Below are 12,990 nucleotides of genomic sequence, written 5' to 3'. Positions count from 1 at the left end.
GCGCTGTAACGCTATCAAAGCGAAACCCGCACCGGTTGCCCGGCGCGGGTCTCAATGAACAACAATTTGTCCGCGCCGTAATTACTTTACAGCGGATTCAAACTCGTTGGCCGTACCTGCATCCTTGAGGTACTCAAGAGCCTTCTTCGCGGCGTCTACGAGAGCGCCGAAAGCTGCCGGCTCATGGATAGCCATGTCGGACAGAACCTTACGGTCGACTTCGATGCCAGCCTTGTTCAGGCCGTCGATGAAGCGGCCATAGGTCAGGCCGAATTCGCGAACAGCAGCGTTGATACGCTGGATCCACAGAGCGCGGAAGTTGCGCTTGTTGACCTTGCGGTCGCGGTAAGCGTACTGCTTGGAACGATCCACCGCTGCCTTAGCTGCGCGGATGGTGTTCTTGCGACGGCCGTAGAAGCCCTTGGCTGCCTTGAGTGTCTTGGTGTGCTTGGCGCGGGAAGTTACGCCACGTTTTACGCGTGCCATGTCATGATCTCCTTAAAGTGTCCAAAAATGCGGAAAAGTCTTAGAGACCGTTCGGCAGGTAGTTCTTGACGACCTTTTTGCCGTCAGCTTCGGCCAGAACCATGGTTCCGCGCGCGTCGCGAATGAACTTGTTGGAACGCTTGATCATGCCGTGGCGCTTACCGGCGGCGGCTGCGAGAACCTTGCCGGTGCCAGTGATCTTGAACCGCTTCTTTGCAGCGGATTTCGTCTTCATCTTGGGCATTTTGCTACTCCATTATTTTGTATCGAAACAGGCAGACGAAGCCTGCTTCAAGCTATTCAGGAACGGACTCGGCATGCCCTGCCGGACCGTTCGGACGCGCGCTTATAACCGCAGTTGATAAAAAGCGCAACGGGGAAGAAAAACTTCCCCTGCGAGAATGGGAAACCCAGCTGGAAACGCGCAACTGCGCGTCCCGCTTACGCCTTGGGTGCAAGCACCATCATCATCTGGCGGCCTTCGAGCTTGGGCTCGGCTTCAACCTTAGCAATGGCCAGGGTATCTTCCTTAACCTGCAGAAGAAGCTTCATTCCGAGTTCCTGGTGGGCCATTTCACGGCCACGGAACTTCAGCGTCACCTTTACCTTGTCGCCTTCATCGAAGAAACGGTTCATCGCCTTCATCTTCACCTCATAGTCATGGGTGTCGATGTTCGGGCGCATCTTGATTTCTTTGACTTCAACGATCTTCTGCTTCTTACGCGCTTCGGCCGCTTTTTTCTGGGTCGAGTATTTCAGCTTACCGAGATCGAGAATCTTGCAAACAGGCGGTTCTGCGTTCGGCGAAATCTCGACAAGATCAAGACCGGCCTCTTCCGCCATCTTTAGCGCCTGATCCGTCGGCATCACGCCGAGGTTCTGGCCTTCTTCATCAATCAGCTGAACTTTGGGAATTCGAATTTCCCTGTTTGAGCGCGGGCCTTCCTTAACGGGGGCATCGGCTTTGAACGGTCTGCGAATGGTCGTATTCTCCTGATCTGTTTCGGGATCGCGTCGGCAAAAACAGCTTGTCGGTGCAAATGGCGGAAATGTCGTGAATGCCGCCGCGAAGTCAATAGCACGTCCCAGCAAAAAAATCACCTCCTGTCGTGGTTTTTACGAATCTGTTCTACAGAGAGGAAAAAATCAGGAGGATGACATGACAAATGCCGAGCAAAACATAGAGTATATAGTTGTCGGTAACAGCGAAGCCGCCCGCGAGATCGCCATCCTGTCACGCCCTGCAAGGACCGAAGATGAGCGACCTGCACTGGTCTGGCTCGGAGGCTACCGTTCCGACATGACCGGAACGAAGGCTGTCGAACTCGACCGTTTTGCCGACGAAGCTGGTCTCTCCTGCATTCGGCTGGATTATTCCGGCCATGGAGCGTCGAAAGGCGATTTCGCCAAGGGCACGATTTCCCGCTGGCTGGAAGAATCGGTTGCAGTGCTGAAACACAAAGCACCGAAACGTGTCGTCCTGATCGGCTCATCGATGGGGGGCTGGATAGCGCTGCGGCTTATCGAGGAACTGCGTGCGCATGAAAACGGTCCATCCGTCGCTGGTCTCGTACTGATTGCGCCTGCACCGGATTTCACCGCCGAACTGATCGAGCCAAATCTCTCAGAAGCTGAAAAAGCGTCTCTGGCTGAACGCGGTTATTTCGAAGAGCCGTCCGAATATAGCCCCGAGCCCAACATCTTCACGCGCGATCTTCTGGAGGACGGGCGTCAGAACCTCGTACTCAAGGGCGTAATCGAGACTGGCTGCCCGGTTCACATTTTGCAGGGAATGCGTGACGAGGACGTTCCATATCATCACGCGCTGAGACTCATGGAACACCTGCCCGCTGACGATGTCGTACTCAGCCTCATCCGCGACGGCGACCACCGCCTGTCTCGTCCGCAGGACATAGATCGCATGCTATCTGCCGTCAGAGGCCTTATTTCCTAGGCAAATCGGCAACGGTCTTAACCATATTATTCATCTTGCATTCATCAGATCCGAGTTCCGATTGACACCCGCCCCCTATTTCTCTTAACACTTCGTTAAGACTTTAAGGGACGGGTTTCATGATGAACGCACCGCGGGCGCGTGCTCTGCTTGTAGCAGTTGCGGCCGGACTACTTTCTGCGGCTTCCGTGCAGGCAGAAAACAAGGGTAGCCCAGCCATGGTAACTGGAGGCATTACCTCCCAGCCTATCGGCCATTACGAGTTTTGCCAGAAATACGCATCCGAGTGCGATATTCGCAGCAAACTGACCCCGCCACCGCGCGTTACGGAATACGGCTGGAAGGTCGTCCGGGACATCAATACGGAAGTAAACACCACCATCGTTGCCATGACCGATCAGGAAGTCTACGGCAAGGATGAGGTCTGGGAATATCCGAAGACTGCGGGCGACTGCGAAGATTTCGTTCTCCTGAAGCGCAAGAAACTGGTGGAGAAGGGCTTTGCCGTTTCTGACCTGCTCATAGCCGTTGTCCGCAAGCCGGATGGCGAAGGTCATGCGGTGCTGACCCTGCGCACCACGGATGGCGACTTCATTCTCGACAACCTGTCGAACGAAGTTAAGCTCTGGACCGAGACCAACTATACCTTTCTCAAGCGTCAGGCGTCGTTCAACACTGGCCGCTGGGTCTCCATTGAAGACGGACGCGACGTTCTGGTCGGTGCATTGCGATAAGCGCCATCACTCTGGCGCAACTCATCCGCCAGAGCGGGTATCCCTGAGAGATTAGTGTTCCGCAAGCAGACCAGATGCCATGTGGCGGAACGCCTCTATAGCCTGTGAGAAGGCAGTTTTCGGATCTTCCGAGGCTGCTATCCACAAAGCAGCGTTCAGTACGGCGCCATTCAGCAGCCATGTCGCAGCACGGGCATCCAGCTTTTTCAACGTGCCGTCATCAATCAGCGATTGTACGACTTTTTCAATCCTGCGCAGGCAAGCGGTCTGATTGGGCCATTTGGCAGGATCACCCAATACTGCGGGACCATCCAGCAGCATGATACGCTGTATTTCTGGCTCGAGCGCCATCTCGATATAGGCCGTGCTTTCGGCAAGCAGCCCAAGCCACGGCGTCTCCGCCTGCTCTTGAACCACACGCATGCGCGCCAGCATTTCCGCATCGATTTGATCGATGACGGCTTGTAGCAGGCCCTTCTTGTCACCGAAGTTATGGTAGAGCGCACCACGCGTCAACTCGGCCTCGGCGGTCAAATCATCCATGGAAGATCCGGCGTAGCCCTTGGACGCAAACGCTTTTCGTGCTGCGGCGATCAGTTTTGCGCGTGTCTCCTGGACCATCTCTGCCCGCGTTCTTGCCATTCCAATGCACCCTTAATCTAACATACGTCGCGTATCCTTATTGACATACGCGACGTATGCTCCATATTAGACATACGGAGCGTATATCAGATTGGCTTCGCCATTGAAACAGCATTGGCCAGACGCTTGCGCTCAACCATCGTTGGCGCGGACCGGATGACGCTGTCCCAAATTAAGGAGTTCAGACAATGACAAAACGCGAAGTTGTTTTTCCACCAAATCGCCATGCACTTTACGAGGCCCATGGATATTCTGCCGCCATCAAATCAGGAGATTTGCTGTTCGTCTCCGGCCAGGTCGGCAGTCGTGAAGATGGCTCCCCGGAACCGGATTTTGCTGATCAGGTGCAGCGTGCTTTCGACAATCTCAAGGCCGTACTCGCCGCGGCGGGTGCGACCTTCGATGATATCATCGATGTGACAACTTTTCACACCGATCCCCAAAACCAGTTCGAAACCATTATGAAGGTCAAGGAAAAAGCCTTCTCGACTAAGCCGTATCCGAACTGGACCGCAGTCGGCGTAACCTGGCTTGCGGGCTTTGACTTCGAGATCAAGGTCATCGCGCGTCTACCGCAGACGGTTTAACTGCAAGGGTGAATGGGTTCGCGATTGTCGCGAGCCCATTATCTCATCATCCATTGCCGATGATGATACCCGCAGCCAGCACCAGCGAACCACCCAGCACCACCTGAAAGGCGGCGCGTAGAAATGGCGTTTCCATGAAACGGTTCTGGATGAATGCGATGGCCCACAACTCGACGAAAACGACGATAGCCGCGATTGCGGTCGCGGTCCAAAAATGCGGAATAAGATAAGGTAGCGCGTGGCCCAAACCGCCGACGGCGGTCATGATGCCGGAAGCCATACCGCGTTTCAGTGGCGAACCACGACCGGAAAGCTTCCCATCGTCATGGGCGGCTTCGGTAAAGCCCATGGATATACCAGCACCGACCGAGGCCGACAGACCGATTAGAAAGGTCTGCCAGGTGTCTTGCGTCGCGAAGGCCGCCGCAAAAATCGGCGCCAGCGTTGAAACCGATCCATCCATGAGGCCCGCCAGACCCGGCTGCACATAGGTCAGCAAAAATCGACGCTTCGCTGTCTCGTCCTCTTCGGCCTTGGCGTCTTCGGGCAGGTGTTTGTCGCTAAGCATACTGGCAATATCTTCGTGTCCCCGTTCAGCATCGGCCAGATCGCCCAACAGCTTTCGAGTCGAAGCGTCGGTCACCCGCATCTGTGCCTGGTCATAAAAACGGATCGCCTGCGCTTCCATGAGTTCCGCCTGCTCACGCATTTTCTCAAGTGACTGGTTCTGCACCAACCAATCCGGAGCACGCTCGTAAAAGCCTCGGACATGCTCACGCCGGATCAGCGGAATGACCTCGCCGAACGCTTCACGATGTCTCTCGATGAGGAGATTCCGGTGGGTCTGCTCTACCTCGGCCATATCCTCGAAGACCTTAGCAGTCTGTGGATATTGGATGCGAAGATGCTGGGCGTAGGAACGATAAATCCTGGAGTCGTCCTCCTCGGAAGAGATCGCAAGCGCCAGAATTTCCTGCTCATTCAGGGATGAAAATGGGCGACGTGAAGAGAAAAATAACCTACGGAACATCTTGCGACCCTTTTTAGAATTGTTCTAATCTATCAATCTCGTCAAGAAATGCAAGCAGTTAGAATCATTCTAAAGAACGCAAAATATCCACCCAAGTTTAGCGCATTGAACAGTTTTTAATGAGCGGAAGGCGGCCGGCGGCATCACCGAAAATTTGGTGTCCCTAGCGTCGCATCACCGTGCATTGGCACAGGCGACTTCAACCTTTTGCACGGCGATTTGTGCTGATGACGTAGAACCCAGCGTAATCGTGGCCTCGAAGGGCAACGCCTTGATTGCCGCGACACCAAAATCAGCAGCACATATCGAACGGTTCAAAGCAGGCTGTATAAACGAGAACCGAGAACATAATCGATATTGCACGAAAGATAATTTAGAGCGATCATAGGCACAATTTCCAGTTTAGGGGCCTAGTGATGAAAAAGTCACCGAATTCCATTGATATTCACGTCGGATCACGCATCCGTCTACGCCGAGTAATGCTCGGCATAAGCCAGGAGAAACTTGGTGACGGGTTGGGAATAACCTTCCAGCAGGTACAGAAGTACGAAAAAGGCACAAACAGGGTAGGTGCCAGCCGCCTTCAGCACATATCTGAACTGCTCGACGTTCACGTTTCCTATTTCTTTGAAGGTGGCCCGGGTCCACTGGAAACGAAGCCTCTTGCCGTGCCGAGCACGATTGCACAATTCATGAACTCCAGAGAGGGAATTTCGCTGGTAAAGGCGTATACCTCTATAGAAGACAAGCAGGTCCGTCGCCGAGTTCTGGATCTAATCCAGTCTCTCGGTAGCGAAGAGAAAGCATCTGTGCAAACCGTAGAAAGCCATGAAAACGCGTCCTCGGCGCACTGATTGCCATGGTTTACAGGCTGGCCACTCTCGGACGTTGCGTTCTTGAACAACGCGACGGCCAGGTTCTAGGAGCCCCTACAGCTTCGCTTTTGATTGCAGCATATCTTTACGATATTGGAACCTCGGTTGCCCGTCGCGACCTAGCCAGCCTTTTCTGGCCAGGCAATCAGGAAGCTGCCGCCACGAATCTTCGTTCCACCCTACGCCGCCTTGCAAAGGCGACGGAGCATCTCGGCCAGCCCTTGCTTCTGCAGGAAGGCAACATCGTTCGCTTGAACACAGAAGCTGTAGAATGCGATCTTGCCTTCAGGTCGATCAGCGATGCGATGCTGCGGCTGGAAGCAGCGACCGACGCAGTTGCAAGGCAATTTCTCCCCTCCATGGGCGAAGGCAAGACCGCGGTCGACATCTGGGTGAGAGATGTCCGGGTCCGGCTGCTCAGTAGCCTTCGATCATACGTGATGGAAGTCGATTCCGATCCTGAACTGCGTGAACGGGGCGCAACGCCGTTGAAGCGTGCAGCGGTGATTTTGCTGGAAGCCAACCCGCACGACGACGAGATAAGAAAAAGCGTATCCCGTCCTGCGCATCCAAACGGTGCCGGCGCAAGCCTCGTCTACGCCGAGGCGACTGCCACCGGTATGCCGAAGTTTGAACACACCACTCAATCCGACTTAGTGCTCCCACGTCTGGCTCTGCTGCCGCCCGATACATTGAAGGATGCGAAATCTGGAGGCTCCGTTGCTAACGCGTTGATCGAGGATCTGACGATCAGCCTGTGTTCCAACAAGCTGGTCTCCATCGTCGCGCCTTATACTTCGGAGCGCATTCAGGCATCCAAGGACAAGGCGCTGATGCTCGAAAAGCATCGGGTGGTCTATGCGCTTGATAGCAGACGGTATGACGATCAACTCTTCGTCCAGCTTATCTTTATGCCGACAGACGAAATCATATGGGCTGCGAGGTTTCAGTTGGCGCCAGCCGCAGTCGCAGCACAAAGGATCGAGATCGTACAGGTCATTCAGGACGTCCTGACCGCGCGGATCGGCGCTCATCAAAGAGCGGTCGGCGATTTCGTGCGCAGGCCGGAAGCCTATTTTCTTTATCTGAAAGGCTCACAAAATCTCTCCACGATCAGCCTGCCCTCGCTACGGCGCGCCCGCAAGCATTTCAGGGAGGCGCTGGACCACGGTAAGGATTTTTCCGCTGCTTTGGCGGGCATCTCCCGGACTCTCACCATGGAATGGATACTGACCGCGCGCGGCGATGCCGATCTTTTGGCGAAAGCAGAACAATTCGCTGAACGGGCCATTGACGAAGATCAGAGTTTCTCCACCGGCTATAAGGAACTTGGTGTCAGCCGTCTCTACATGGGTAAAATAGATGAAAGCCTTGACGCACTGGGGCAAGCAGAGGAGCTTAGCCCGCAATATGCTGATGTTCTTTGCAGCCATGCCGATAGCTTGATCCATGGGAGCAATCCCCAGAACGCACTGTCGAAAATCAGGCATGCCATCGATCTTAATCCAATCTCACCGGACACATATTACTGGACTGCTGCCGGGGCGAGTTACTTTCTACAAGAATACGAACAGGCCACCGGTTATATTGACAGGATGAAGGATAAACGTCCCGCCTCTCGTCTGGCGGCCGCGAGCTGGGCCATGCTCGGAGATCAGGACAAGGCGCGCTCCTATCGGATGAAGGTTATGGAAGATAATCCCGACTTCGATCTTGACCGCTGGCTGCAACTCATACCACATAAAGAAGCGTGGCAAACGCAACTATACAGGGAAGGCCTTGTTAGGGCTGGTTTTGGTAAAGGGGTAAGTCTTGTCTAAAGTCGTAATTTTGGGGATCGAAGGCGAAGAAGGTTTGTGGCTTGCGGATATCGAAGCCGGAACACTGACCCGCGTGGTGGAGCCCTTGTCGGACGATCTGGCAAAAGCCGATGCGTTGCGCGCACGCGGCGTTTCGACCATTAAGGGTGTGGACTTCGCAGTCGCCATTACCTCTGCTGCCGGCGTCGCCGCCAGCCTTCACGAAGGCTGATTGTTTCGCTTGAAATAGAATGGAACGCATCTGCTCTCCAAGCGAAACCCTAAAACGGGTTTCGCCATTTTTCAAACAGCTTGGGATCACCCGCCTAGCGAGACAGACAGGTCTTGATGAAATCGGCATCCCGGTCTGGTGTGCGTTTACACCCAATGCCAAATCCATTGTTATTGCCCAGGGAAAAGGCCTTGATGACGAGGCGGCCAAAGCCTCTGCGGCAATGGAAGCAATCGAGCGAGCTGTCGCCACCAACCCCCGATGCAAACTTTTGACGAGCACGGCACTTGCACTGGCGGATCAAGGGCAAAGGTTCGATAGACTGGACAGCCTTCTGGCTCTTGGAGCGAAACCTGTCGAACCGGCGGAGCCGGTTACGTGGGCGCTGGCCCGGGATCTAAGAACAGATGATCAGGTCTGGTTGCCTTTCGACGCCATCCATCTCGACAGAACAAGGACTTCACCCAGATACTGGATTTCGTCAGATGGATTGGCCTCAGGCAATACGCTGGATGAAGCTTTACTACATGGCTTGCTGGAGCGGATCGAGCGCGACGCGTTGACGCTTTGGCAGATGACGCCAGCTGATCGCCGTTATGCACGCCGCATCGACACAGACGGGATTTCTGATGCTTCCTTAAGGGACGCCCTCGGCAGGATCGACCACGCAGGCCTCGATATTGCCCTGTTCGACATCACCAGCGATATTCAGGTGCCCTGTGTCGTAGCCTTGCTCGGCCCAGCCAAACGCTCAGGAAAAGAAAATATCCGATATGTCGACGTGACGCTCGGTGCCGGAGCATCGACCCTGCCCTCCATCGCCGCCATGCGTGCTGTGACGGAGGCTGTCCAATCCAGAATGACGTTCATTGCAGGCGCGAGAGATGATTTACGGCCTGACATATTCGATCATAAGGCCGACATGGGTACGCTTGCCGCATTGGACGCAGTTTCGACATCATCCTTGACCGCCCTTCCATCAATACCGGCCCAATCCACACGCAGCGCAATTGACCATGTACTAGGCAGGATGGAGATGGCAGGGATAGACCAGATTTATGCAGTCGACATGACGCCCGACTGGCTGCCGGTATCGGTGACCAAAGTAATCGCCCCACAACTCGAAAATCCCGACGGAGAGCGACAGCGGCGTTACGGCAGTCGGGCACTATCCAAGGCGTTTTAATGAAAGTCTTGTTCGTCGGCCCCAGTCTCCCGGGAGCGCATCGTATCGTTGCTAACGACATCGAAATTCGACCGCCTGCCTGCCAAGGTGACATCATGCGCGCCGTGGCCGATGGAGCAAGCCGTATCGGCCTCATCGACGGCCAGTTTAATTACGCGGCTCCCGTCTGGCACAAGGAGATACTTTTCGCCTTGTCGCGCGACATAACCGTTTTGGGCGCTGCCAGCATGGGCGCTCTGCGAGCCTGCGAATGCGCGGCTTTTGGCATGGTGGGCGTTGGGGCAATTTTCGAGGATTATATGTCAGGCCGTAGGGACGATGATTCGGATGTGGCTCTGCTCTATGGCCCGGAAAAGCTCGGCTACCCACACCTCACCATCCCCTTGGTCAATCTGGACGCAACCCTTTCCACAATTTCCGCAAAGCAGATGCTGGATGCCAAAATATGTCAGCGCATCCATGATGCCGCGCGTAGGATTTTCTTCAAGCAACGAAGCTGGAAATGCGTATTGACCGAAGCAGGTCTCGATTATGAAGAAGTAAAACCAGTTATCGACCAATGCTGGACGGATCAGAAGAAAATTGATTCTCTCCAACTTCTGAATGAATTCAACGGGCCAGCTGCTGCACCACAACCGAAGGAGTGGCAGTTTAACGCCACGCCCATGTTCCGAAAATTATACATGTGAAGTTGTTCACTATGGCCGTGAGCACCGTATATCAAGCAGAACGTGTGCAACGGTTTTGCAACGCGCCTTCCAGAAAGTTTCCGCTTACAAAGGCCTATCGAAACCTGGGGCGATGGTATCTAGATGACTATTTTACAAACGGACAGCGACATCAGTGAGCGGCAGGACGAGTATCTTGCCCTGATCAACTTGCTATCTTACGCAGAAAGCGCGGCGGAAGCGCTCGGGGCGGCATCCGCCAGCTGGTATATCGATGTTGCCCGCCAATCCTTGCAGTCTTCACTTCAAGGTGAACTATCTCCGGAATTATCCACCGAAGACATTATCAACTTGTCCAGCAGACCCGTGGGTCGTTGCTGAGCAAAGTCTATAAAGCCGACGTTCGTCGGCTGCGGCTATGACGTCATAAAGGCGGGATGACTATAAAACCGAGCCATCCCGACGTCTTTCGCTTTCATTTACTATGGCATAGCTCTGCCGCTCTACGTCGCGTACTTCTCTAACACCGAAGCGTCTGGTTCAACACAGACTTAGAGAGGTTACGCCGCTAGGCGACGCCTCGTTGTGTGAGGATTTTGCTGAACCTCGAATTGTGAAAGCAGATCCGACAATCTTTCACTTTCCTGTGCAAGTCCAGCACCCGCGGCATTCATCTCTTCGACCATCGCTGCATTCTGTTGCGTCACCTGATCCATATGGTTGACCGATGTATTGATTTCCGAAAGGCCGGAGGCCTGTTCCCGCGCGGAAACTGCGATTGCATCCATATGCTGATTGATTGCCGCGACGAGTTCAGAGATTTCCTTCAGACCATCGCCAGTATTGTTGACGAGCGTGACCCCTTCCAAAACCGCCGCCTCGGAATTTCCAATCAGTGTTTTGATTTCTTTAGCGGCGTTGGCTGATCGTTGAGCAAGCTCGCGAACTTCCTGGGCAACAACAGCGAAGCCCTTGCCTGCTTCTCCCGCTCGTGCTGCTTCCACACCGGCGTTGAGAGCCAGAAGATTGGTCTGGAACGCAATGTCGTTGATGACGCCGATGATCTGGCCGATTTGCTGAGACGCGTTTTCGATCTTGCCCATCGCATTGATCGCGTTCGAAACCACCGAGCTGGAAACTTCCGCTCTCTGGCTTGCATCGCGCACCATTTCCCGTGCTTCTGCGGCGCGGTCAGATGTCTGGCGTACGTTGGTCGTTACTTCTTCAAGTGCAGCGGCGGTTTCTTCGAGGGAAGCGGCCTGTTGTTCGGTGCGCTTGGCGAGCTGGTCCGATGCGCTGGAGATTTCTCCGCTGCCGGTTCTTACACTCAAGGCTGACTTGTTCACGCCTTCCAATGCACTGCGCAACTGGTGAACCGAACTGTTGAAATCATGGCGAAGAGCTTCGAACCGCTCCGCGAAGACCTCGTCGATCTGATAGGAGAGATCGCCGGAAGCCAGAGAGCGCAGACCGACGGCAAGACCGGAGGTTGCCTGTGTAAGCCGCAGCTCGGCATCTGCTTCCACCCGACGCTGAATTTCCACGCGTTCGGCTTCGCCGGCTTCGCGAACTCGTGCAGCCTCGACTTCCATCTCCCTGTTTTGGATGGACGCTTCACGGAATACTTCGACGGCGCGGGCCATGTCGCCAATTTCATCTCGCCGCGTGGCGCCGGGAACGTCAACCATAAGGTCACCACTCGCAAGTTTGCGCATGGAGCCAGTCAGCTGAGTAATTGGATTGGCAATTCGGAAGATGATCGTGGAAAAACCGAGAACGGACAGAAGCAGGGCAATGAATGTTGCCGTGCCATAGATAACGATAAAGCGCGTTGCCTCGGAAACCCGATCCGCCGTAACGACCGTCATTTCCTTTAACGATGCAGATGCAATTTCAGCTACGGAAGCTTGAGCAGGGGCGGCGGGCTTTCGCCAGTCATCAACATTCATCTCGAATGCTTTACCTTCCTGGGAAGCTTTGATCAGGTCTGACTTCTGCTGCGCGTAGGCGCCGGAGAAATAGATGTCCTCCGCATTTTTATGAAGGTCACGAATGGATTGTGGCGTAGCGCTGCTGCTGACGATCTGCGAAATCACGCTCCATGCCAAAAATACGCGGGCATCCTGAACGGCGATTTCAGCCAACTTTTCAGGCGATAGCGGCTGTTTGGAGATGACCGCGCCAACGAGCGTGGAGTTCGCAGAGCCAAGTTGCGTACGCGAGGTCCAGGCAAGAGACCGCAACTGTGTGAAGATCGTCATGGCAGGATCGCGCGCGGTAATCGCTGCTTCAACCCGATAAGCCGCCTTTTCCAGATCGAGCAGCATCTGATCAGCCAAACCGAGAACGGTCTTGCCAAGTGCAGCATCGCGATCCTTCGCACTTTTCGTCAATGCTGCGTCCAGCGGTGCGCGGTAGGAGAGCCACGTCTCATATTTGGCAAAAATGGGCGACAGGGCTGTTTTCAGCTCCGCAGGTTCAGCGCGCTCCGCAACGGCTTTCACGCCAACAAAAGCAGCGTCCAAATCACGTCTGCCATCATCGATGTTCTTGCGCGTGGAGGCCATGTCAGCGGGCTCAAGCTTGATTGCGGAAGCGAGGCCACCTCGTTCACCGCGCATGCCCAACAATGCATCGAACAGTGACCTGTCGAGTTCGGCAAGATCGGAGAGCCGCTTTGAGTTCTGCTGTACGGTGATTTCCTGGAAAAGCTGATTTCCCATCAATCCCATCACAGCGAAGCTGAAAACGGCAAATACGCCGACAAGTATGTTCCGAACCGAAAACGTCATTAACT

General features: G+C 54.6%; 15 protein-coding genes. 9 read left to right on the top strand and 6 right to left on the bottom strand.

Features of this window, described 5'->3' with window-relative positions:
- Positions 1 to 81: 81 nt before the first annotated feature.
- The 3 genes from rplT to infC all read right to left on the bottom strand — a co-directional run bounded on the left by rplT (position 82) and on the right by infC (position 1,467).
- On the bottom strand, positions 82 to 486 hold the full coding sequence (rplT, locus tag G6L28_RS16615; RefSeq protein WP_027674723.1) for a 50S ribosomal protein L20: 405 nt from the start codon (positions 484 to 486) through the stop codon (positions 82 to 84).
- 40 nt (positions 487 to 526) lie between these two features.
- Positions 527 to 730: a 50S ribosomal protein L35 gene (rpmI, locus tag G6L28_RS16610; RefSeq protein ID WP_027674722.1), complete on the bottom strand. Its 204-nt coding sequence runs from the start codon at positions 728 to 730 to the stop codon at positions 527 to 529.
- A 197-nt stretch (positions 731 to 927) separates the two neighbouring features.
- Entirely contained in the window at positions 928 to 1,467 is a 540-nt protein-coding gene (infC, locus tag G6L28_RS16605; protein ID WP_027674721.1) for a translation initiation factor IF-3, read from the bottom strand.
- Positions 1,468 to 1,645: 178 nt separating this feature from the next.
- Between infC and G6L28_RS16600 the strand changes: the two genes are divergently transcribed.
- Both G6L28_RS16600 and G6L28_RS16595 read left to right on the top strand, forming a co-directional pair.
- Complete coding sequence (locus G6L28_RS16600; RefSeq protein ID WP_174064937.1) at positions 1,646 to 2,440, top strand: alpha/beta hydrolase; 795 nt, start codon at positions 1,646 to 1,648, stop codon at positions 2,438 to 2,440.
- A 119-nt stretch (positions 2,441 to 2,559) separates the two neighbouring features.
- Complete coding sequence (locus tag G6L28_RS16595; protein ID WP_174064936.1) at positions 2,560 to 3,174, top strand: transglutaminase-like cysteine peptidase; 615 nt, start codon at positions 2,560 to 2,562, stop codon at positions 3,172 to 3,174.
- 51 nt (positions 3,175 to 3,225) lie between these two features.
- Here G6L28_RS16595 and G6L28_RS16590 read toward each other — a convergent pair whose 3' ends face one another.
- On the bottom strand, positions 3,226 to 3,816 hold the full coding sequence (locus G6L28_RS16590) for a TetR/AcrR family transcriptional regulator (RefSeq protein WP_174064935.1): 591 nt from the start codon (positions 3,814 to 3,816) through the stop codon (positions 3,226 to 3,228).
- Positions 3,817 to 4,004: 188 nt separating this feature from the next.
- Here G6L28_RS16590 and G6L28_RS16585 point away from each other — a divergent pair, with 188 nt between their 5' ends.
- Positions 4,005 to 4,403: a RidA family protein gene (locus G6L28_RS16585; RefSeq protein ID WP_174064934.1), complete on the top strand. Its 399-nt coding sequence runs from the start codon at positions 4,005 to 4,007 to the stop codon at positions 4,401 to 4,403.
- Positions 4,404 to 4,449: 46 nt separating this feature from the next.
- On the opposite strand, the gene mbfA is transcribed toward G6L28_RS16585, so the two are convergent.
- Complete coding sequence (gene mbfA / locus G6L28_RS16580) at positions 4,450 to 5,433, bottom strand: iron exporter MbfA (protein WP_174064933.1); 984 nt, start codon at positions 5,431 to 5,433, stop codon at positions 4,450 to 4,452.
- Between the two features lie 416 nt (positions 5,434 to 5,849).
- On the opposite strand from mbfA, the gene G6L28_RS16575 reads away from it, so the two are divergent.
- The 6 genes from G6L28_RS16575 (at position 5,850) to G6L28_RS16550 (ending at position 10,574) form a co-directional block, all read left to right on the top strand.
- A complete protein-coding gene (locus G6L28_RS16575; RefSeq protein ID WP_174064932.1) occupies positions 5,850 to 6,287 on the top strand; it encodes a helix-turn-helix domain-containing protein in 438 nt (145 codons plus the stop codon).
- A 5-nt stretch (positions 6,288 to 6,292) separates the two neighbouring features.
- Positions 6,293 to 8,128, top strand: coding sequence for a hypothetical protein (locus tag G6L28_RS16570; protein ID WP_174064931.1), 1,836 nt, complete (start codon positions 6,293 to 6,295; stop codon positions 8,126 to 8,128).
- Positions 8,121 to 8,339, top strand: a complete 219-nt coding sequence (locus G6L28_RS16565) for a hypothetical protein (protein WP_174064930.1) — start codon at positions 8,121 to 8,123, stop codon at positions 8,337 to 8,339. Before G6L28_RS16570 ends, G6L28_RS16565 begins: the two co-directional genes overlap by 8 nt.
- Positions 8,340 to 8,358: 19 nt before the next feature.
- Positions 8,359 to 9,525 carry a YcaO-like family protein gene (locus G6L28_RS16560; RefSeq protein ID WP_174064929.1) on the top strand — a complete coding sequence of 389 codons (1,167 nt, stop codon included), beginning with the start codon at positions 8,359 to 8,361 and terminating at the stop codon, positions 9,523 to 9,525.
- Complete coding sequence (locus tag G6L28_RS16555; RefSeq protein WP_174064928.1) at positions 9,525 to 10,214, top strand: TfuA-like protein; 690 nt, start codon at positions 9,525 to 9,527, stop codon at positions 10,212 to 10,214. The genes G6L28_RS16560 and G6L28_RS16555 overlap by 1 nt, the downstream gene beginning before the upstream one ends.
- A 123-nt stretch (positions 10,215 to 10,337) precedes the next feature.
- Positions 10,338 to 10,574, top strand: coding sequence for a hypothetical protein (locus G6L28_RS16550; protein WP_174064927.1), 237 nt, complete (start codon positions 10,338 to 10,340; stop codon positions 10,572 to 10,574).
- 179 nt (positions 10,575 to 10,753) lie between these two features.
- On the opposite strand, the gene G6L28_RS16545 is transcribed toward G6L28_RS16550, so the two are convergent.
- Positions 10,754 to 12,985, bottom strand: a complete 2,232-nt coding sequence (locus tag G6L28_RS16545) for a methyl-accepting chemotaxis protein (RefSeq protein WP_174064926.1) — start codon at positions 12,983 to 12,985, stop codon at positions 10,754 to 10,756.
- Positions 12,986 to 12,990 lie beyond the last annotated feature (5 nt).

The sequence above is a fragment of the Agrobacterium larrymoorei genome (genome assembly GCF_013322225.1).
GTDB classification, from domain to species: Bacteria; Pseudomonadota; Alphaproteobacteria; order Rhizobiales; family Rhizobiaceae; genus Agrobacterium; species Agrobacterium larrymoorei_A.
The sequence above is the reverse complement of the archived record's forward strand: the minus strand, read 5'-3'. Positions and strand labels throughout refer to the sequence as shown.

Excerpts from the sequence above, each read along its gene's own strand:
- rplT (WP_027674723.1), bottom strand. The coding sequence starts at position 486 with ATGGCACGCGTAAAACGTGGCGTAACTTCCCGCGCCAAGCACACCAAG.
- rpmI (WP_027674722.1), bottom strand. The coding sequence starts at position 730 with ATGCCCAAGATGAAGACGAAATCCGCTGCAAAGAAGCGGTTCAAGATC.
- G6L28_RS16600 (WP_174064937.1), top strand. The coding sequence starts at position 1,646 with ATGACAAATGCCGAGCAAAACATAGAGTATATAGTTGTCGGTAACAGC.
- G6L28_RS16595 (WP_174064936.1), top strand. The coding sequence starts at position 2,560 with ATGATGAACGCACCGCGGGCGCGTGCTCTGCTTGTAGCAGTTGCGGCC.
- G6L28_RS16590 (WP_174064935.1), bottom strand. The coding sequence starts at position 3,816 with ATGGCAAGAACGCGGGCAGAGATGGTCCAGGAGACACGCGCAAAACTG.
- G6L28_RS16585 (WP_174064934.1), top strand. The coding sequence starts at position 4,005 with ATGACAAAACGCGAAGTTGTTTTTCCACCAAATCGCCATGCACTTTAC.
- mbfA (WP_174064933.1), bottom strand. The coding sequence starts at position 5,433 with ATGTTCCGTAGGTTATTTTTCTCTTCACGTCGCCCATTTTCATCCCTG.
- G6L28_RS16575 (WP_174064932.1), top strand. The coding sequence starts at position 5,850 with ATGAAAAAGTCACCGAATTCCATTGATATTCACGTCGGATCACGCATC.
- G6L28_RS16570 (WP_174064931.1), top strand. The coding sequence starts at position 6,293 with ATGGTTTACAGGCTGGCCACTCTCGGACGTTGCGTTCTTGAACAACGC.
- G6L28_RS16560 (WP_174064929.1), top strand. The coding sequence starts at position 8,359 with ATGGAACGCATCTGCTCTCCAAGCGAAACCCTAAAACGGGTTTCGCCA.
- G6L28_RS16555 (WP_174064928.1), top strand. The coding sequence starts at position 9,525 with ATGAAAGTCTTGTTCGTCGGCCCCAGTCTCCCGGGAGCGCATCGTATC.
- G6L28_RS16550 (WP_174064927.1), top strand. The coding sequence starts at position 10,338 with ATGACTATTTTACAAACGGACAGCGACATCAGTGAGCGGCAGGACGAG.
- G6L28_RS16545 (WP_174064926.1), bottom strand. The coding sequence starts at position 12,985 with ATGACGTTTTCGGTTCGGAACATACTTGTCGGCGTATTTGCCGTTTTC.